At 66.9% G+C, this 18,233-nt stretch carries 17 protein-coding genes; 10 read left to right on the forward strand and 7 right to left on the reverse strand.

Going from position 1 to position 18,233, the window contains the following annotated elements:
• Nucleotides 1-9: 9 nt before the first annotated feature.
• Nucleotides 10-1,086 carry an ABC transporter substrate-binding protein gene (locus IB274_RS12785; protein WP_192432332.1) on the forward strand — a complete coding sequence of 359 codons (1,077 nt, stop codon included), beginning with the start codon at nt 10-12 and terminating at the stop codon, nt 1,084-1,086.
• Between the two features lie 77 nt (nt 1,087-1,163).
• Here IB274_RS12785 and IB274_RS12790 read toward each other — a convergent pair whose 3' ends face one another.
• Complete coding sequence (locus tag IB274_RS12790; protein WP_192432333.1) at nt 1,164-1,895, reverse strand: class II aldolase/adducin family protein; 732 nt, start codon at nt 1,893-1,895, stop codon at nt 1,164-1,166.
• A gap of 340 nt (nt 1,896-2,235) precedes the next feature.
• Between IB274_RS12790 and IB274_RS12795 the strand changes: the two genes are divergently transcribed.
• From IB274_RS12795 to IB274_RS12825, 7 genes are all read left to right on the forward strand, one after another.
• Nucleotides 2,236-3,390 (forward strand): LLM class flavin-dependent oxidoreductase, encoded by a 1,155-nt coding sequence (locus IB274_RS12795; RefSeq protein WP_192432334.1) that lies wholly within the window; start codon nt 2,236-2,238, stop codon nt 3,388-3,390.
• 17 nt (nt 3,391-3,407) lie between these two features.
• On the forward strand, nt 3,408-4,463 hold the full coding sequence (locus IB274_RS12800) for an ABC transporter substrate-binding protein (protein WP_192432335.1): 1,056 nt from the start codon (nt 3,408-3,410) through the stop codon (nt 4,461-4,463).
• A gap of 84 nt (nt 4,464-4,547) precedes the next feature.
• Nucleotides 4,548-5,603, forward strand: a complete 1,056-nt coding sequence (locus IB274_RS12805) for an ABC transporter substrate-binding protein (protein WP_192432336.1) — start codon at nt 4,548-4,550, stop codon at nt 5,601-5,603.
• Nucleotides 5,590-6,807, forward strand: coding sequence for an MFS transporter (locus IB274_RS12810; protein ID WP_192432337.1), 1,218 nt, complete (start codon nt 5,590-5,592; stop codon nt 6,805-6,807). The genes IB274_RS12805 and IB274_RS12810 overlap by 14 nt, the downstream gene beginning before the upstream one ends.
• Nucleotides 6,804-7,562, forward strand: coding sequence for an ABC transporter permease (locus IB274_RS12815; protein WP_192432338.1), 759 nt, complete (start codon nt 6,804-6,806; stop codon nt 7,560-7,562). The genes IB274_RS12810 and IB274_RS12815 overlap by 4 nt, the downstream gene beginning before the upstream one ends.
• Nucleotides 7,559-8,320: an ABC transporter permease gene (locus tag IB274_RS12820; RefSeq protein ID WP_192432339.1), complete on the forward strand. Its 762-nt coding sequence runs from the start codon at nt 7,559-7,561 to the stop codon at nt 8,318-8,320. The genes IB274_RS12815 and IB274_RS12820 overlap by 4 nt, the downstream gene beginning before the upstream one ends.
• Before the next feature lie 25 nt (nt 8,321-8,345).
• Nucleotides 8,346-9,140: an ABC transporter ATP-binding protein gene (locus IB274_RS12825; protein WP_192432492.1), complete on the forward strand. Its 795-nt coding sequence runs from the start codon at nt 8,346-8,348 to the stop codon at nt 9,138-9,140.
• 97 nt (nt 9,141-9,237) lie between these two features.
• Here IB274_RS12825 and IB274_RS12830 read toward each other — a convergent pair whose 3' ends face one another.
• Entirely contained in the window at nt 9,238-10,875 is a 1,638-nt protein-coding gene (locus IB274_RS12830) for a SulP family inorganic anion transporter (protein WP_192432340.1), read from the reverse strand.
• A gap of 472 nt (nt 10,876-11,347) precedes the next feature.
• Here IB274_RS12830 and IB274_RS12835 point away from each other — a divergent pair, with 472 nt between their 5' ends.
• Nucleotides 11,348-11,719 carry an SMR family transporter gene (locus IB274_RS12835; RefSeq protein WP_192432341.1) on the forward strand — a complete coding sequence of 124 codons (372 nt, stop codon included), beginning with the start codon at nt 11,348-11,350 and terminating at the stop codon, nt 11,717-11,719.
• Nucleotides 11,713-12,042, forward strand: a complete 330-nt coding sequence (gene mdtI / locus IB274_RS12840) for a multidrug/spermidine efflux SMR transporter subunit MdtI (RefSeq protein ID WP_192432342.1) — start codon at nt 11,713-11,715, stop codon at nt 12,040-12,042. Before IB274_RS12835 ends, mdtI begins: the two co-directional genes overlap by 7 nt.
• Nucleotides 12,043-12,326: 284 nt before the next feature.
• Here the strand turns inward: mdtI and IB274_RS12845 are convergent, their stop codons facing one another.
• The 5 genes from IB274_RS12845 to IB274_RS12865 all read right to left on the reverse strand — a co-directional run bounded on the left by IB274_RS12845 (nt 12,327) and on the right by IB274_RS12865 (nt 18,226).
• Entirely contained in the window at nt 12,327-13,373 is a 1,047-nt protein-coding gene (locus IB274_RS12845) for a hypothetical protein (RefSeq protein ID WP_192432343.1), read from the reverse strand.
• Between the two features lie 141 nt (nt 13,374-13,514).
• On the reverse strand, nt 13,515-14,429 hold the full coding sequence (flgL, locus tag IB274_RS12850) for a flagellar hook-associated protein FlgL (RefSeq protein WP_192432344.1): 915 nt from the start codon (nt 14,427-14,429) through the stop codon (nt 13,515-13,517).
• 22 nt (nt 14,430-14,451) lie between these two features.
• Complete coding sequence (flgK, locus tag IB274_RS12855) at nt 14,452-15,819, reverse strand: flagellar hook-associated protein FlgK (protein WP_192432345.1); 1,368 nt, start codon at nt 15,817-15,819, stop codon at nt 14,452-14,454.
• The gene (locus IB274_RS12860) at nt 15,816-16,856 is read right to left on the reverse strand and encodes a lytic transglycosylase domain-containing protein (RefSeq protein WP_192432346.1); all 1,041 of its coding nucleotides are present in this window, start codon (nt 16,854-16,856) and stop codon (nt 15,816-15,818) included. The genes flgK and IB274_RS12860 overlap by 4 nt, the downstream gene beginning before the upstream one ends.
• A gap of 266 nt (nt 16,857-17,122) precedes the next feature.
• On the reverse strand, nt 17,123-18,226 hold the full coding sequence (locus IB274_RS12865) for a flagellar basal body P-ring protein FlgI (RefSeq protein WP_225614839.1): 1,104 nt from the start codon (nt 18,224-18,226) through the stop codon (nt 17,123-17,125).
• Nucleotides 18,227-18,233 lie beyond the last annotated feature (7 nt).

The following is an 18,233-nucleotide window of genomic DNA, read 5'->3' on the forward strand; positions in this document are numbered from 1 at the left end:
GTAATCCCCATGAGTCTTCTGCATCGCGCGCTGCGCCGGCTGCTGCCGGCCGCCGCCGTGCTGCTCGCAAGCGGCGCCCTGGCCGCCGAGCAGCCCACCACCCTGCGCATCGCCACCGTGGCCTACGCCAACGCCGGGCAAATCACCTTCAACGGCCCGGCCTACGTAATCGACCGCGACAAGTGGCTGGAGCAGCAACTGGCCCAGCGCAATATCAAGCTGGAATGGGTGCCCGCCACCACCGGCTCGGTGGGCACCTTCGTCAACGAGGAGTTCGCCAACAAGCGCATCGACTTCGCCTTCTACGGCGACCTGCCGTCGATCATCGCCAACGCCTCAGGCGTGCAAACCCAACTGATCGTCCCTGGCGGCATCGGCAACAACGTCTACCTGGTGGTACCGCCGGGCTCCACGGCGAAATCCATCGCCGACCTCAAGGGCAAGCGCATCGCCCTGCACAGGGGCCGGCCGTGGGAGCTGTCGTTCGCCAAGCTGCTGGACGCCAACCACCTGGGCTTCGAGGACTTCCGCATCTTCAACCTCAACCCCCAGGCCGGGGCCGCTGCATTGAGCGCCGGGCGGGTGGATGCGTTCTTCACCCTGAGCGACGCCTTCCTGCTGGAAGACAAGCAGGTCGGCCGCATCATCTGGTCGAGCAAGGAGGCCCCGGCGGACTGGAAGATGCGCGCCGAAGTCTGGGGCGCGAAGGACTTCGTCAAGGACCATCCCGACCTCACCCAGCTGGTGGTGGACGCCTACCTGAAAGCCGCGTGGTGGGTCTCCCAGGACGCCAACCAGGCGGAGTACCAGAACGCCCAGGCCCGCTCCGGTGTTCCGCTGAGCGTGCTGCAGCGCGAGGTCGCCGGCGAGCCCTGGGCCGCGCACTTCTCCCCGCTCTACGACGACGCCCTGCGCCAGCACTACACCGACGGCATCGCCTACAGTCTGAAGGCGAAACTGATCCGCAACGAGGTGAAGGTGGATGACCTGCTGGAACCGAAGTTCGTCGAGCAGGGATTGAAGAACCAGCAGCTGGAAAGCTTCTGGCAACGCAGCTCGGGGCCTGCGGTGGCGGCCAAGCAGTGAGCTGAGATGCGGCGTGGACAAGGACCACGGCCACAAAAAAGCCCTCGCAAGAGGGCTTTTTCATGCCGGGAAGAAACTCAGGCCGCCGCGCCCAGCAGCTTCTGGCCCTGCTCCCAGAGGCCGGTCATCTTCCATTGCTGTTCCAGCACGCCGGGGCCGAATTCCTTCGAGCCGCCGAGGCTTTCGGCGAGGCCCTGGAAGTAGGCGCCCTCTTCGAGCAGCAGGATCAGCTTGGACGCCTTGATCAGGTCCTCGCCCCAGAAGGTAGCGCCGCCGTTGGCTTCGAGGATGGCCGGGGTGTGCGGGTTCTCGGCGAGCTTGTCGAGGATGAACAGCGGCTCGGGCTGGCGGCGGTCGATGTAGATCGGCAGCTCGCGGGCCAGGGTCACGCGCTGGGAGGCGGCGTAGCGGATCGGCAGTACGCGGTGGGCGCTGGCCCAGCCACCGAGGTAGGCGGTGTGCACGTGGATCACCACGTTCACCTCCGGGCGCGCCTGGAAGATCGCCGCATAGCGCTTGCCGTTGCCACCCGCGCCACGGCCACTGAGCGGGGTCGCGCCGGGGATGCTTTCGTCGAGGATCACTTCGCCGTCATAGGTAGCCACCACCGCGCGGATTTCCTGGTCGTCGGCCCAGGGGCTTGGCGCGTGGACGGCGATCACCTGGTCGCTATCCGGTACCCGCACGTAGGCCTGGTAGGTGTTGGTGGCGGTGAGGGTGCGGCTCTCCTTGAGCACGCGGAAGGCCTTGGCGAAGTCGCGGCGGACCTGTTCGAGCTGGCTGGCGAGTTGCGGGTCGAGGGTGGACATGGAGTGCCTCCTGGCAATCGGGGGATGGATGAACCGCGGGGCGGTCTTCCACTGACTGAGCAGGAGTTGTGCCACTAAAAAATATCTCTAAAAATCAACAGGTTAAAACTCAAAAAAACCAACAAAGGCCGCCAACCCTGGCTGAACGGGCAAAATTGCTGCCCGCCCAGCATCCCCTGCTGACCCACTGCTGCTGTACAGACAAACGTCCTGCTGCCAGAGCAGCAATTCATCCTGAAAGCCCCGTCCCGCCTGGCCTGCAGGCTTTGGGCACAGCCCTTGCTCAATACCCTGCACGAGCAGCACGACGCTGCCCCCGCAAAAGCAAAGGAGCAAGGCCATGAGCACCGAATTCTTCTGGCGACTGCCGCTGGGCAGCGACGGTCCCTATCTCGCCTCAGACAAGAACAACCGCGGCAGCCACATCGAGCGCCCTGGCAACATCGCGCCGGGCCACCTGCCCAATGGCGAGCCGGACGGCTTCACCTACATCGACTACATCGCCCAGGTAGCCAAGGCCGCCGAGATCGCCGGCTTCGAGGGCGCGCTGCTGCCCACCGGGCCGGAGCCATGGATCGCCGCCGCCGCACTGGCCCGCGAGACCCGCCGGATCAAATTCCTGATCGCCTTCCAGGCCGCCTGGACCCTGCCCGCCTACGCCGCACAGCAGGCAGCGATCCTCCAGCACCTGTCCCGCGACCGCTTGGAGTGGAACATCATCACCGGTGGCAACCCCGCCAGCCAGCGCGCCAACGGCGACTTCCTCGAACACGACAAGCGCTACCAGCGCACCGGCGAGTTCCTCGACATCATCGACGGCCTGTGGAAGAACGAGCAGTTCTCCTACCAGGGCGACATCTACCAGTTGGAGAACGGCTCGCTGCCGATCGCACTGCGCAACGTGCGCAAGCCCGGCGTGTACTTCTCCGGCTTCTCGGACCCGGCGCTGGACGTCGCGGCCAGGCACGCCGATGTTTACCTGAACTGGGCCGAACCCATCGACAAGCTCAAGCCGCACCTGGAACGCGTGCGCGAGCTGGCCGACAAGCAGGGCCGCGAGATCCGCTTCGGCATCCGCATCGACCTGTTCGCCCGCGAGACCGAAGAGGCCGCCTGGAGCGAACTGCGCCGCCAGTACGAGCGCATCGACGCGCGCACCAGCGCCTTCATCAAGAACTTCGCCACCGGCTCGGATTCCGTCGGCGCCGCGCGGCAGACCGCCTACCACCAGAACGTCGAGCGCTTCGACGACCTGATCATCGGCCCCAACCTCTGGGCCGGCTTCGGCAAGGCCAAGCCGGGCCCGACCATCGGCCTGGTGGGCAGCCACGAGAACGTCGCCGAACGCCTCGCCGAATACCGCGACGCCGGCTTCTCCACCTTCATCCTCGCCGGCAACCCGCACCTGGAAGAAGCCCTGCGCATCGGCCAGGAAGTCCTGCCGCTGGTGCAGGGCAAACGCGCCGACATCCACGAACTCAAGGCTCGCGCCTGAGCCACAAGGAGCTGAACATGTCCCGTCCCCTCGATACCCTCTGGTACACCCGCTGCCCGGTCCCCACCGGCCTTGGCATCGCCGTGCAGAAAGGCTGGCTGGAAGAATCCCTCGCCGAGCAGGGCACCCAGATCAAATCGCTGCGCGAGTCCGCCGACCAGGCAGTGCGCGAGTCGCACTTCGACCACACCCTGCAGAACTCGGTGCGCCACGGCGGCAATATCCCGGCCATCTGGGCCCGCGCCAGCGGCCGCGAAACTCGGGTGATCGGCCTGTCCTGGGCCGATGAGGCGCAGCTGATCCTGACCACCGCAGAGAGCGGCATCCGCACCGTGCGCGATCTGAAAGGCCGGCGCTTTGGACTGCCGGACTGGAGCGGCGCGCAGATCGACTTCACCCGCGCCCAGGCCATCCGCGGCCTGGAAAACGCCCTGCGCCTGGAAGGCCTGGAAGTGCGCGACCTGGAGCTGGTGGACTTCGGCCTCAAGGGCACCTTCAGCGACGAGGCGCCAGGCAACATCGTCGGCATCACCGGCCACGGCGGCAGCCGCCGGCGCAGCCAGAACCCGGAGCTGGTCGGCCTGCTGCGCGGCGAAGTGGACGCGATCTTCCTCAAGGGCGCCCACGCCGTGCAGCTGGCGCAGCAGTTCGGCCTGCACACGGTGATCGACACCGGCGCGCACCCGGAGCCGCTGATCCGCTCCAACAACGGCACGCCGCGCACCCTGAGCGTCGACCTCAACCTGCTGGAACAGCACCCCGACGCTGCCACCGCGATCCTCGCCTCGGTATTGCGCGCCGAAGACTGGGCGCACCAGCACCCGGACGACACCCGCCGCTACCTGGCGCGGGAAACCAACAGCAGCGAGTTCTGGGTCGCCACCGCCTACGGCGAGGATGCCCACCTGCGCCTGCGCACTAACCTCGAGGAGGGTTCGATCCTCGCCCTGCAGGACTTCACCGACTTCCTGCAACGCTGGAACTTCATCCCGGCGCGCTTCGACGTGCGCGAGTGGATCGACCCGCGCCCGCTGGAAGCCCTGCGCAGCCGCCTGGCACAGAAGACTGGCTGAACAACGTCACGAGGGCGAATCCCTCTGTTTCCCGACCTGGCCCCCGCGCGACGGCGCGGGGGCTTTCATCCCTGACGGACACCCATGAGCACACCGCTGGAAACCCTCTGGTACACCCACAGCCCCGTTCCCACGGGTCTCGGCATCGCCGTCGAGTCCGGGCGCCTGGCCCAGGCCTTCCGCCCCTTCGGCACGCGCATCCAGTCGCTGCGCGAGTCGTCCGAACGCGAGGTGCGCGAGGCGCACTTCGATCATCACCTGCCCTACTCCGTACGCCACGGCGGCAACATCCCGGCCATCTGGGCCCGCGCCAGCGGCGCGCGCACGCGGGTGGTCGGGCTGTCGTGGAGCGACGAGGTTCAGCTCATCGTCAGCGCCCCGGACAGCGGCGTGCGCAGTATCCGCGACCTGCGCCACCGGCGCTTCGGCCTGCCGAAGTGGGCCAACGTGCAGATCGACTTCACCCGCGCCCAGTCCCTGCGCGGCCTGGAAAACGCCCTGCGCCTGGAAGGCCTGGAGGTACGCGACGTCGAGCTGGTGGACTACCCCTACGGCGGCACCTTCAGCGACGACCCGGTACGCCACGTGTTCGGCGCCCAGGTGGCGCTCAAGGGCAACCGCGTGGTGCAGCGCAACAACGAGCTGATCGGGCTGCTGCGCGGCGACATCGACGCCATCTTCCTCAAGGGCGCCCACGGCCTGCAGCTGGCCCACGAATTCGGCCTGCATGTGGTGCTGGACGTCGGCTCGCACCCCGAGCCGCTGGTGCGTTCCAACATCGGCACGCCGCGCACCCTGACCGTCGACCAGCAACTGCTGGATGAGCATTTCGATGCCGCTGTGCTGGTGCTCGACACTGTGCTGCGTGCCGAGCAATGGGCCTGGGCGCACCCCGAGGAGACCCGCCGCTTCCTCGCCCGCGAGCTGAACACCAGCGAGTTCTGGGTCGCCAGCGCCTATGGCGAGGACGCCCACCTGCGCCTGCAGACCAACCTGGCGGAGCGCTCGGTCAACGCCCTGCGCGATCTCACCGCCTTCCTCCAGCGCTGGGAGTTCATCGGTACCGATTTCAGCGTCGACGACTGGATCGACCCGCGCCCGCTGGAAGCCCTGCTGGGGAAGATCGATGTCGCCATCTAGCCCGGCGCGGCCCGCCGCCTTCTTGATCAACTTCATGCTGCTGGCGGCGTTCAGCGGCGCCACCATCGGCATGGCGAAGATCGTCACCACGCTCTACGCCATCAGCATCGGCGCCAACGCCATGCAGATCGGCATCATCTCGGCCATGGAGGCCCTCGGCATGGTGGTCCTCACCCTGCCGGCCGGCTTCGTCATCGCCCGCTTCGGCGCGCGCCGCGTGTACTTCCTCGCCAGCCTCGGGCCGATGCTGCTGAACCTGGCCATCCCACTCTTTGGCGGCTGGCTGTGGCTAGCCTTCGCACGCCTGCTGATCGGCCTGTGCATCCCCTTCCGTATCGTCGCCATGAACAGCGCCTTCCTCCGTCAGCTCAAGCGCATCGGCAACGACAAGGCCGGCTGGTACCGCGGCTCGCTGACCTTAGGCATGGGCCTGCTCGGCCCGCTGCTGGGCAACTGGCTGAGCGGCGCGGCGAGCTTCACCTGGGGCTTTGCCGCCATCGGCCTGTGCTTCGGCCTGATGGCCTTCTACAGCCTCGGTTTCTGGGAAGGCGAGGCGCCCAGCGATGACGTGCCCGTGGCCGCCGCCACCGGCGGGTTGCTGCAACAGGTCAGCGCCATGCTGGCCAACGTCGAGATCGCCGAGAGCTGCCTGGTCGAGCTGCTCAGCGCCGCCACCAGCGCGCTGTTCGGCACCTTCATCCTGCTGCTGGCGATGGACGTCGCCGGCCTTTCGCAAGGCCAGGCGGTGAGCCTGGTGATGATCCAGGGCCTGGCCTCGGTGCTCGGCCTGTTCGGTTTCGGCTACCTGATCGAACGCAGCGGCCGGCGCCTGGCCTACGTCGGCAGCCTCAGCGCAGCGCTGGCCGCCCTGCTGCTGCTTGGCGTCGCCCGCGACTACTGGCTGCTGGCCCTGGGCGGCGTGCTGCTCAGCGCGGCGGCGGCGCTCATCCACCTGGTGAACATGGCCCAACTGGGCGAGCACGCCATGGACAAGAGCAAGATTTCCGGGCTGTTCAACCTCGCCTCCATGTCCGGCAGTTTTTCCGGCGCGCTGCTGGGCGGGGCGATCAGCCACTTCGTCGGGCTGGGCAACCTGTTCCTCTGCTGGATTCCCCTGGTGCTGCTGGCCGCGCTGTTCTGCTGGCAACGCAAACAGCGCCGCCAGAACGCCGGGCCGCTGCTCGGGCAGGAGGTTGAGACATGAGCCGAACATTCGATCGCCTGAGCTGGTTCGCCTCGCCGCTGCTTCTGCTGCTGGCCTGGTTCGTCGCCGCCCGCGCCGGCTGGTTCCCGCCTCAACTGCTGGTGCCACCGGCGGAAGTCTGGGCCAGCTTCCAGGACCTGCTGGCCAGCGGCGAGCTGCGCGAGCACGTGGTGAACAGCCTGTCGCGCCTGGCTATCGGCTTCACCATCGGCGCCGTCGGCGGGCTGCTGTTCGGCACCGCCATGGCCCTGTCGAAGACCGTGGAAGCCTACTGCGCGCCACTCTTCCACACCCTGCGCCAGGTGCCGTCGATCGCGCTGATCCCGATGTTCATCCTGTTCTTCGGCGTGGAGGAAACCTTCAAGGTGCTGATCGTCACCAAGGCCGCCTTCTTCCCCGTGGCCCTCGCGGCGAGCGAGGGTGTGAAAGGCATTCCGCGCGGCTACTTCGAAGTTGCCAGCGTGTACCGTCTGCCGCTCTGGAGCCTGTTGCGCGACGTCGCCTTCCCCGCTGCCGCGCCCCCCATCGTCACCGGCCTGCGCATCAGCCTGAGCCGCGCCTGGATGGTGCTGGTAGCCGCCGAACTGCTCGCCGCCGACAGTGGCCTGGGGCAGATGATCGAGCTGAGCCGGCAGATGCTGCGCATCGACATCGTGATGGTCGGCGTGGTGGTCACCGGGGCCATCGGCTTCGTCCTCGACTTTGCCTTCCGCCTGCTGGAGAAGCGCCTGCTGCGTTGGAGACCGACGCCATGATCCGTTTGCTCAAGAGTCTTCGTGGGCTGGTCCTGCCAGCCCTGCTGATCGCCGCCTGGCACTGGCAGTCGCAACAGGGCGCCAGCGCGGCCTACGCCTTCGTGCCGCTGGAGCGCATCGGCGCCGGCCTGGTCGAGCTGATCCGCACCGGCGAACTGTGGCTGAGCGTTTCCGCCAGCCTGCAACGCACCTGCCTCGGCCTGTTGCTGGGCGTGCTCGCCGGCTTCGCGCTGGGCGCCGGCATGGCGCTGTCGCGACCACTGGAGCGGCTGTTCGCACCGCTCTACCACACGATCCGCCAGGTACCGATCCTCGGCCTGATCCCGCTGATCGCCCTGTGGTTCGGCAGCGGCGAGCCGTCCAAGGTGCTGATCGTCAGCCTCGCCGCCTTCTACCCGATGACGCTGAACGCCTTCGAGGGCTTCCGCGACGTGGAGAAGCGCTACCGCGAAGTCGGCCGCCTGTACGCCTTCGGCCCCTGGCAGCAGTTCCGCGAAGTGCTGCTGCCCGGCGCGCTGCCCAGCCTGAGCAACGGCGTGCTGCACGCGCTGGCCTTCGCCTGGGTCAGCTCGGTGGGCTGCGAGCTGTTCCTCTCCACCGGCATGGGCCTGGGCAACCTGATGATGAACGCCGAGACCGGCTCGCGCATGGAGATCGTGGTGATCGGCGTGCTCAGCATCGGCCTGCTCGGCTACGCCATGAACCAGCTGTTCGCCCGCGCCGCGCGCCACCTGCTGCGCTGGCGCAACCTGCGCTGAACCCTCTGCCATGAGTGCTTCAATCATGAACGCGATCCTCGACCCCGCCCTCCTTCCGGCCCAGCAGGCGCAACACGGCGCGCTGGCCATCCAGGGCCTGAGCAAGGCCTACGCCATCGACGGCCGCAGCCTGCCGGTGCTGGAAGACATCAACCTGGACGTGCGCCCCGGCGAGTTCGTCAGCATCGTCGGCGCCAGCGGCTGCGGCAAATCCTCGCTGCTGCGGCTGATCGTCGGCCTCGAGAACGACTACAGCGGGCGCATCCTGCTCGACGGCCAGACTGTGACCGGCACGGGCCTTGAGCGCGGCATCGTGTTCCAGGACCACCGGCTGTTCCCCTGGAAGACGGTGGAAGAGAACGTCGCCCTGGCGCTGAAACAGCAGAAACTCAGCCGCGCCGAGAAGCGCGAGCTGGTTGCCGGGCACCTGGAACTGGTGGGCCTGACCGGCTTCGAGCAGGCCTACCCGCACCAGCTCTCCGGCGGCATGGCGCAGCGTGCCGCCATTGCCCGCGCGCTGATCACCCGGCCCAAGGTGCTGCTGCTGGACGAGCCCTTCGGCGCCCTCGACGCCCTCACCCGCGTGCGCCTACAACACGAACTGCAACGCATCTGGGTGCAGCAGCGCAGCACCATGATCATGGTCACCCACGACGTGGAGGAGGCGCTGTACCTGGGCGACCGGGTGATCGTCATGGACGCGCGGCCGGGACGGATTCGCCATGAGGTGCGGGTCGATCTGCCGCATCCGCGGGAGCGTGGGCATGCGTTGCTGGCCAAGCTCAAGGAAGAATTGTTGGCAGAGCTGATGCAGGGTTGATCCTGTAGGGCGCATAACGCCTCAGGCGTTATCCGCCCTACGAGTCCGTTCCTACATCGTCTGTTAGTCCGCAGCGAGTGCTAGCACCCAAGCTCGATCAGGGCTCGACACTCGCGCTCAGCGCCGCCGGGAAATCCGGGTGATACCCCGCGCCGATCTCCTCCAGCACCCCCGCCTTGCGCAGCTTGCCAAGCACCCGCGCATTGGCCTCGCACAGGCGCACCTCGATGCCGCGCCGCTGCAACTGCTCGATCACTTCCTGCAGCGTCTGCAAACCGGTGATGTCCATGAACGGCACATGGCGCAGGCGGATGATCAGCACCTTCGGGTCGGTGTGGGTCTTGGCCAGCGCGCGCTCGAAGGTTTCCGCCGCGCCGAAGAACAGCGGCCCTTCGATGCTGTAGACCAGCACACCGGGCGGCAGCTCGCCCAGGCCGCGGCCGCGCAGTTCCACGTCCAGCTCGGGGCCGTCGTCGGCATGCACTTCCACCGAGGACGCCATGCGCCGCAGGAAGTGCAGCATGGCGAGGATCACGCCGATGTTCACCGCGATCACCAGGTCGCTGAACACGGTGAGCAGGAAGGTCACCAGCAGGATCGCGACGTCGGCACGCGGCGCGCGCTTGAGCATGAACAGGAAGTGCCGCGCCTCGCTCATGTTCCAGGCCACCACGAAGAGGATCGCCGCCAGCGCACAAAGCGGGATGTTCGAGGCCAGCGGCGCGAGGAACAGCAGGATCAGCACCAGGGTCGCGGCATGGGTGACGCCGGCCAACGGGCTGTTGCCGCCGTTGCGGATGTTGGTCGCTGTGCGGGCGATGGCGCCGGTGGCGGCGATGCCGCCGAACAGCGGGGTGACCAGGTTGGCGATGCCCTGGCCGATCAGCTCCTGGTTGGAGTCGTGGCGGGTGCCGGCCATGCCGTCGGCCACCACCGCCGAGAGCAGCGACTCGATGGCGCCGAGCATGGCGATCGCGAAGGCCGGGCCGATCAGTTCGAGCACGCGGGGTAGGGTCACTTCCGGCAGGCTGAAGCTGGGCAGGCCCTGGGGAATACCACCGAAGGCGCTGCCGATGGTGGCGACGCCGTCGAAGTGGAACAGCGACTGGATGGCCGTCACCACGACCATCGCCACCAGCGGGCCGGGCACCCGGCGCAACGCAGCGATGCGCGGGGTGAACAGCACCAGCGCCAGGCTCAGCAACGCCAGCCCGGTCGTTGCCAGGTGGAGTTGCGGCAATGCCTGGACCAGGTGCCAGAGCTTCTGGTGGAAGTGCTCGCCGGTCACCGCCGGCAGGCCGAAGAAGTCCTTCCACTGGCCGACCCAGATGATCACTCCGATGCCGGCAGTGAAGCCGACGATCACCGGCGCGGGGATGAAGCGGATGATGCTGCCCAGGCGGCTGACGCCCAGCAGCACGAGGATCGCGCCGGCCATCAGCGTGGCGATCTGCAGGCCATCCACGCCGTACTTGGCGGTGACGCCGGCGAGGATGACGATGAAGGCGCCGGTGGGCCCGGCGATCTGCACCCGGCTGCCACCCAGCAACGAGACCAGCGCGCCGGCGAAGATCGCCGTGTAGATGCCCTGCTCGGGCTTCACCCCGCTGGCGATGGCAAAAGCCATGGCCAGCGGCAGCGCGACCACGCCGACGATGACCCCGGCCACCAGGTTGCGCGTCCAGTGCTCACGACCAAAGAGTCCGGCCTTCCAGGCTTCTCGCAGGGCGATCATCGCAGTCTCCGACGGGATATCGATGGTGGATGCTAACAGGCCGCACGCCAAAACGGCCCGGCGCAGGTCATGGCTGTGGCGCGCTGTCGCAGGCCGAGCACTGTGAACAAAATATTGCACAACCCTGATGGCGCGTAGGATTCAGCCGGGCTCACAGGCGCCATTTAACGGGCGACGATGACACAGATCAGCCGGGTCGATTTGCCAGCAAAGCGGAAAATGGGCACAATGTGTTCATTATGTTGAACATCAAGGCTCTACCTCTCCCCACTTCCCGCCTGGTTTCGCGCGAGCGTCACTGGACCGGCGACCTCTAGCTCCTCCCTTCGGCAACCACCTTCTGGTGGCGCCAAGCGCGGTGATCACTCACAGGTGATTCCCGCCCGAGTCGGCACCACCGAACCCGAACCGAAACCGCCGCAAGGATGCTCTTAGCGAGACTGCGCGCGGCTGCCCGTGGGAGGGCTTTACCATGCGTTCCTGGATCTATCTGTTAGCCGCCATCGGCTTCGAAGTCGTTGGCACCACCTCGATGAAATTCACCCACACGCTGTTCCCGGTCGCCGGGCTGCTGCTGATGTACGTGATGATCGGCCTGTCGTACTACTTCCTGTCGCTGGCCATCAAGCGCGTGCCGGTCGGCGTGGCCTACGCCCTGTGGGAAGGCATCGGCATCGTGCTGATCACCCTGGTCAGCGCCTTCTTCCTCGGCGAGCACCTGAGCCTGGACAAGGCCCTGGGCCTGGCCGTGATGATCGCCGGCATCCTGCTGGTGAAATCCGGTACCCGTACCAGCCGTCATGAAGAGCGCCGTGAACTGAATGGGGAGGCCGTGACATGCTGAACCATGACCTGATTCCGATGGCCTGGCTGGGCCTGGCCATCGTCCTGGAAGTGATCGCCAACCTGCTGCTCAAGTACTCCGACGGCTTCCGCAAGCGCATGATCGGCGCGGCCTCGATCCTCTGCGTACTGGGCGCGTTCACCGCGCTGGCGCAGGCGGTACGCGGTATCGAGCTGTCTGTGGCCTACGCCATCTGGGGCGGCTTCGGCATCCTCGCCACCGTCGCCATGGGCTGGGCACTGTTCGGCCAGCGCCTGGTGTGGCGCGGCTGGGTCGGCCTGGCGATGCTGGTGCTGGGCATGGGCCTGCTGAAGCTGGCGTGATCACCGGATGAAACGAAAAAGGCGGAGCTGGGCTCCGCCTTTTTTATTGCCTGGAATTTGGGTGCCGTGCGGTTCGCGAGCAAGCTCGCTCCTACAGGTCAGGCACAGGCTGCTCTTCGTAGGAGCGAGGGGGACGCCATCGTTATTGCTCGCGAACAGCCCACGCACCGTTCTAACCCTTAGGGCGCATAACCTGGAACAGGTTATCCGCCGCAACCCGCACGGCGGATAACGCTGGCGCGTTATGCGCCCTACGAAAGCCGTGCCCGGGAGGCCTGTGCATCTCAGGCCAGCAGGCTCACCACCGCGAAGCGACTCAGGTTGGCCTGGGCCACCACCGTCTGCGCCGCAGCGCTGTAGTGCGTGGCGCTGCGCCCCATGCGGTCGAGCATGGAGGCGGCGAAGGTGTGCGCCCACTCGCGTTCGTCTTCGCTGGCGTGGCGGTCGAGGAAGTCGCGGATGTCGTCCTGGCGATGGCGCAGTTGGTCGCGCAGACCGCCGATGCGATCCAGCGCCGACACCACCGAATCGAGCAACTGACGCTGTTCGCGGAAAGCGTCGGTCTTGATCTCGGTGGGGAACGCCAGCAGCCCTTCTTCCTGGCTTTTCAGCCGAGTGTTCTTGCCCTTGGCGAACAGCTTGCCCTCGCCCTGCACCGCCAGCTGGCCCTTGAGCTGCTGCCATTCGGCCTCGGGGGCGGAGAACTTCAGCGCACCGTCGCTATCGAGTTCGGCGCGGATGCCCGCCTGGCCGAGCGTGGCGTTGAAGCGGCGCAGCACCTGCTCGGTGCTCATGCCATCGTCCAGCACCACCGCCGCCGGTTCCCCGAGCTGGCGCCCGGCGCTGAACAGCAGGGTTTCCTTGCCCGAGCGCTGGATATCCTGCACCGACTCCAGTCCTTCGAGGCTGAAGCGGCTACGCACCGGTTCGTTGAGGCGCAGGCGGAAGTTGGCGTCGAGACTGCCGTCCGAACGCTGGGCGCGCTGCTCCAGCAGCTCATTGACCTGCCGGGTGGCCTGGCGCACGCCTTCGCGGTCCTGGGACTGCGGCGCGCTGAGTTCGCGGCTGAGGTTGAGCTTGAGGCCGCCCAGACGGTCCTGCAGGTCGCCCAGGTAGCTGTCGGCCGACTGTATGGAGGACAACTGCTGGTTCAGCTGCAGGTTGAAGCTGCCGCTCTTCTGCGCGCCCCGCGCCATCTGCGCGGCGTTCTCACTTTTCTCATCGTTCTTGCGCAGGGCGTTCTGCCGCTCGCCGGTGGAGGGCAGGATGACGTCGCGGCGGGCGCTCGGGTCGAATACCGCAGCGGCCGGCAGTTGCTTGATGACCTTCATGGTGACCTCTGCACCGGATGTGCTTCCGCCCGGCACTGTGGCCGGGCGGAGGCGGGATAAAAAGTAGGGGAGTCGGGCGCTGCGCCGCCGATTGGCGTCCAGACCTCCTTGCGGCGCGGCCCGGCTCCCCTACGAAGAAACTTACAGGCGACTGAACAGCGACAGGTCGTTGAGCTTCAGGTAGGTCTTCTGCGTGGCCTGCAGCGCCAGCTGGTAGGTGTTCAGGTCGATGCTCGCGCCGGCATAGTCCAGCTGCGACAGCTCGCCGTTGATCTTCTGGTTCACCAGCGACACCTCCTCGTTGCTCGAATTGAGCATGGTCAGGGTGTTCTGCCGGCCGCCCAGTTCGGTGATCGCGCCGAGCACGCCGTCGTGGGCGCCGTCGAGGCTGTCGATGGTCGCCGCGATCTGGGCGTGCACCGCAGGATCAGTGACGTCCAGCGCCGGGTCCTTGAGCATTTTTACCGTGGCATGCAACTGGTTGAGAAAGTCCATGTTGCTGCCGAACACGCCCAGCGCGGTGACGTTCTCTTCCACCTGCACGCCGTTCGCCACGGCCGCCTGGCGCGACTTGTCGTTGCCGGTGGCGACGTAGGTGTCGGTCAGCGGTTCGTAGGTCACCGCAGCGGTGTCGCTCAGAGTCCCGGAGAACAGATAACGGCCTTCCTCGTCGCGCACATTGACGAAGCTGACGATGGTTTTCTCGATGTTCTCCAGCTCACCGGCCATGGCGTTGAGGTCGCCACCGGTATTGGAGCCGTTGGCCGCCCAGAGCAGCAGGTCGCGCACGTTGAGCATCGCGTCCGAAGTCGCCTGCAGGTTGGTTTCCTGGGTCGACAGGTTGCCCGAGACGTTGCCGATGTTGGTGCGGTACTGCGCCAGGCTCGCTTCCTCACGCTGGATGCGCAGCATGCGCACGCTGGCGATGGGGTCGCCGGAGGGCTGGAGGATGCGCTGCCCGCTGGACATCTGCTGCATCAGCTTGCCCAGGGCCGCCGAGTTGCTGTTCATCGAGCCGCCCATCAGCGCGGTGATCTGTGCGTTGGTAATGCGCATGGTGCTTTCCTTAGCCAGGGACCTAGAAGGCCGCGAGCATCGAATCGAACAGCTCCTTGGCGGTGCTGATGACTTTCATGTTGGCCTGGTAGGCCTGCTGGTAGGTGATCAGGTTGACCGCCTCTTCATCCAGGCTCACTGCGCTGACGCTGTCGCGCTGCGCCTGCGCCTGAGCGGCCACGGTGGTGGCGGTCTTCTGGTCGGCCTGGTTCTGCCGGCTGGCGCTGGCAACCTTGCCGAGCAGGCCGGCGAAGGCGTCGTTGAGGGTCACCTGGCTGCCGGAGAGGGTGATCGACTGGCCCTTGAGATCGAGCAGCGCCAGCAGGTTCACGTTGTTGCCGGACTCGCCCGCAGTGTCAGACAGCGCCAGCTCCTCGGGTTTCAGGTCGTTCACACTGAGCATCGCCGTGGTGCTGCCGGCGTTGTAGGTCAGCAGCGCCTGGCCAGGGTTACCTTTCAGGTCGAAGCCATTGGCCAGGGTGTCGTTGACCATCTGCGCGAACTGCCCCGCCATCTCATGCAGGGCGGTCTGGTTCGGTCGCAGGGTGTCGTACTCGGTGTCGAACAGCGCGCCGAGGGAACCGCCCATGCCGTCCTGGGCCAGCGGGAAGCTGGTGCCGGCGAAGGTCAGGGCGATCTCCTGCTCGCCGCTGGAGGTGCGGCTGATCGCCAGTTGCCCGGCGGAGTTGCCGGCCACCAGTGGCTGGCCGTTGGCGAGGGAAACGGTGAGCGAGCCGTCTGCCACTTCGTTGACGCGGATCGAGGCGTATTTGGAGAGGTCCTGAACCAGGCTTTCGCGGTGGTCGCGCAGCGCGGTGGTGTCGCCGCCGGAAGAGCCGACTTCGACGATCTGCTTGTTCAGCGCGGCGAGGTTGGCGGTCAGCCCGTTGATCTCGCCGACCATGGAGCCGCGCTGCTCCTGCAGGGCGCGCAGCTGGCTGTCGATGTTGCCGGACAGGCCATTGAAGCGCTGGGTGAGGTTCTTGGTCTCGTTGACGATCTGCTGGCGCAGGGCGACCGAGCCGGGAGTGGCGGTGGCCTCGCTGAGCGCGGCAAAGAAGTTGTCCAGGCCGACGCTGATGCTCGAACCCTCGCCGCCCATCAGGCCTTCCAGCGCGGACAGGTACTGCTGGCCGCTGTCGTAGTAGCTCTGCTCGGTGGTGGCCCGCCACAGCTGCTGGTTCTGGAAGTCGTTGGCCATGCGGCGGATGCTGGTCACCGTCACGCCGCCACCGACGTTCAGGCCACCCTCGCCGGCCAGCGAGGCGAGCACCGGACTCAGCCGGCTGAAACCAGGGGTGTTGGCGTTGGCGACGTTCTGGCCGGAGGTGGCCAGGGCGATCTGCGCCGCGCGCAGGCCGCTGTAGCCGATCTGGCTCAACATACTCAAGAGGCATTCTCCTTCGACTCGAGGCGGATCGGCTGGGCAAAGGCCGCCGAGGCCGGTCGGGAAACAATTTCAGGCTGTTGTCCCTGATAGGCGACGAAATCGGCGTGGCGCTTAAATCCGTCCTGCGGCGCGTGCTTCAGTCCGCTCTCGGGCGACAGGCCGCTGCCGGGAAGCTGCGCAGGCGCCTGGGCCTCACGCACGCGGCGGAGCACGCCGAGGGTGTAGTCGCGGGTTTCCTCAAAGGGGATGCTGCGCACCCAGTCGGCCATGCCGATCTGCCCGGTGCGCGGGTCGCCGTTGTTCTTCAGCCACTCGTCCACCTTGCCGGGGCCGGCGTTGTACGCGGCCAGGGCTAGCACGTGCTGGCCGTCGTAGCGGTCGAGCATCTTGCCCAGGTAGGCGCTGCCCAGCGCCTTGTTGTAGGCAGGGTCGCTGGTCAGGCGCTGCTCGTCGTAGGGCAAGCCCAGCTCGCCGGCCACTTCGCGGGCGGTGTCGGGCATCAGCTGCATCAGGCCGCGCGCGCCCTTGGGCGAAACGGCGGCGGCGTTGCCGCCGGACTCCTGGCCGATCACGCTGTCCACCAGGGTGCGGAAGCCCGCCGTGCCTTGCTGCCAGGCGTGGGCGAGACGGTCCATGCCACGCTGCCAGGTGTCCACCAGCGGGTTGCGGCTGGACACCGACGGCCGGCGCAGCGCTTCACCGCTGTCGGCGAGCGCCACCGGCTCGGTGGTGTCGGCAGGCTCGGCAGACAGCTGGCGCACCAGCAGGTCGGCAATGCCGGTCTGCTTGCGCGAGGCCAGGTGCTCGGCCAGCGCCTCGTCGTAGAAGTCGCGCATCGTATCGAGGTCGCGGCTGCGCAGCGGGCTGCCGGCGGAGAGCACGTCGCCGGCCTTGCGCATCTGCTTGAGGATCTGCTGCAGGAACATCGCCTCGAACTGTTCGGAGGCCGCCTGCAACTGCTCGCGGCGGACCTGCTCGGGCGACTCGCCGGGCTGGCCGCTGGGCACTATGGGACGATTGAGCGAGGTGATGCTCATGGGGCTGATGCTCTTTCGACGAGGTCGCGACGGCGCCGCATTTTGCGCAGGGCTAGGCGCGAATCGTGTGGTTTGGTCATTCCAAATGAACGATGAGTAACGACGCTCTGCGCAAAATGCGGCCCGTCCCTCCGGGTTGCGCGGCAAATCACGCCATGCGTCGTTGCGGGGCTAGCCAAGGGAGCGACCATTGCCGTCGCCCCGCGTCTAGCCTGGCGTGATTTGACGCGGCAACGCGACTCTCGGCGAAAGAGCATCAACCCCATTTAGATCACCACCAGCTCGGCATTCAGCGCACCTGCCTGCTCCAGCGCCTGGAGAATGCTCATCACGTCATCCGGCGTGGCGCCCAGGCTGTTCACCGTGTTGATGATGCTTTCCAGGCTGGTGCCCTCGGGCCACTTGAACATCGGTTTCTTGTCCTGGCTGACCGAGACGTCCGACTGCGGGGTGACCGCCGTGGTGCCGTTGGAGAACGGCCCCGGCTGGCTGACCTGGGGGTTCTCGCTAATGGTGACGGTGAGCGTGCCATGGGCCACGGCGGCCGCTTTCACGCGCACGCCCTGGCCGACCACCACGGTGCCGGTGCGGCTGTTGAACACCACCTTGGGCCGGGTGCGGCCTTCCTGCACTTCCATGCCTTCGAGCATGGCCATGAAGCTGGTGCGCTGGGCTAGGCTGACCGGCGCGCGGACGGACACCTTGGTGCCGTCCAGCGCGGTGGCGGTGCCGGAGCCGAAACGTTCGTTGACTGCGTTCATCACCTGGGTGGCGGTCTGGAAGCTCGGCTTGCGCACGTTGAGCATCACGTCCGGGCGCTGGGCGAAGTCGCTGGGGATCATCCGCTCGATGGTCGCGCCATTGGGAATCAGGCCGCTGTTGGCGCTGTTGATCGACACGCTGGAGCCGCTCTGCCCTTGGGCATGCAGGCCGCCGACCACCAGGTTGCCCTGGGCCAGCGCATAGACTTCGCCGTCCACGCCCTGCAGGGGCGTCATCAGCAGCAGGCCGCCGCGCAGGCTCTTGGCGTCGCCCAGCGAAGATACGGTGACGTCGATGGTCTGCCCGGCGCTGTATGACGGCGGCACGCTGGCGGTGATGCTCACCGCGGCGACGTTCTTCAGCTTCGGGTCGACGTTCGGCGGCAGGTTCACGCCGAACTGCTTGAGCATGTTGGCCACCGACTGGTTGGTGAACTTCACCTGGTTCTTGTCGCCGGTGCCATCGAGGCCGACGACCAGGCCGTAGCCGATCAGCTGGTTCTCGCGCACGCCTTCGATGTCGACCAGGTCGAGCAGCGGGATGGCCAGCGCCTCGGCCTGCCAGAACAAACAGGCGCTCGCCAGCAGGCGGGTAACGGTTCTACGCATGGAGTGC

The sequence above is a fragment of the Pseudomonas sp. PDM18 genome (genome assembly GCF_014852585.1).
Lineage (GTDB): Bacteria > Pseudomonadota > Gammaproteobacteria > Pseudomonadales > Pseudomonadaceae > Pseudomonas.

What these genes read in the sequence shown, in the direction of transcription:
- IB274_RS12785 (WP_192432332.1), top strand. Translation starts at nt 10, where the DNA reads ATGAGTCTTCTGCATCGCGCGCTGCGCCGGCTGCTGCCGGCCGCCGCC.
- IB274_RS12790 (WP_192432333.1), bottom strand. Translation starts at nt 1,895, where the DNA reads ATGTCCACCCTCGACCCGCAACTCGCCAGCCAGCTCGAACAGGTCCGC.
- IB274_RS12795 (WP_192432334.1), top strand. Translation starts at nt 2,236, where the DNA reads ATGAGCACCGAATTCTTCTGGCGACTGCCGCTGGGCAGCGACGGTCCC.
- IB274_RS12800 (WP_192432335.1), top strand. Translation starts at nt 3,408, where the DNA reads ATGTCCCGTCCCCTCGATACCCTCTGGTACACCCGCTGCCCGGTCCCC.
- IB274_RS12805 (WP_192432336.1), top strand. Translation starts at nt 4,548, where the DNA reads ATGAGCACACCGCTGGAAACCCTCTGGTACACCCACAGCCCCGTTCCC.
- IB274_RS12810 (WP_192432337.1), top strand. Translation starts at nt 5,590, where the DNA reads ATGTCGCCATCTAGCCCGGCGCGGCCCGCCGCCTTCTTGATCAACTTC.
- IB274_RS12815 (WP_192432338.1), top strand. Translation starts at nt 6,804, where the DNA reads ATGAGCCGAACATTCGATCGCCTGAGCTGGTTCGCCTCGCCGCTGCTT.
- IB274_RS12820 (WP_192432339.1), top strand. Translation starts at nt 7,559, where the DNA reads ATGATCCGTTTGCTCAAGAGTCTTCGTGGGCTGGTCCTGCCAGCCCTG.
- IB274_RS12825 (WP_192432492.1), top strand. Translation starts at nt 8,346, where the DNA reads ATGAACGCGATCCTCGACCCCGCCCTCCTTCCGGCCCAGCAGGCGCAA.
- IB274_RS12830 (WP_192432340.1), bottom strand. Translation starts at nt 10,875, where the DNA reads ATGATCGCCCTGCGAGAAGCCTGGAAGGCCGGACTCTTTGGTCGTGAG.
- IB274_RS12835 (WP_192432341.1), top strand. Translation starts at nt 11,348, where the DNA reads ATGCGTTCCTGGATCTATCTGTTAGCCGCCATCGGCTTCGAAGTCGTT.
- mdtI (WP_192432342.1), top strand. Translation starts at nt 11,713, where the DNA reads ATGCTGAACCATGACCTGATTCCGATGGCCTGGCTGGGCCTGGCCATC.
- IB274_RS12845 (WP_192432343.1), bottom strand. Translation starts at nt 13,373, where the DNA reads ATGAAGGTCATCAAGCAACTGCCGGCCGCTGCGGTATTCGACCCGAGC.
- flgL (WP_192432344.1), bottom strand. Translation starts at nt 14,429, where the DNA reads ATGCGCATTACCAACGCACAGATCACCGCGCTGATGGGCGGCTCGATG.
- IB274_RS12860 (WP_192432346.1), bottom strand. Translation starts at nt 16,856, where the DNA reads ATGAGCATCACCTCGCTCAATCGTCCCATAGTGCCCAGCGGCCAGCCC.
- IB274_RS12865 (WP_225614839.1), bottom strand. Translation starts at nt 18,226, where the DNA reads ATGCGTAGAACCGTTACCCGCCTGCTGGCGAGCGCCTGTTTGTTCTGG.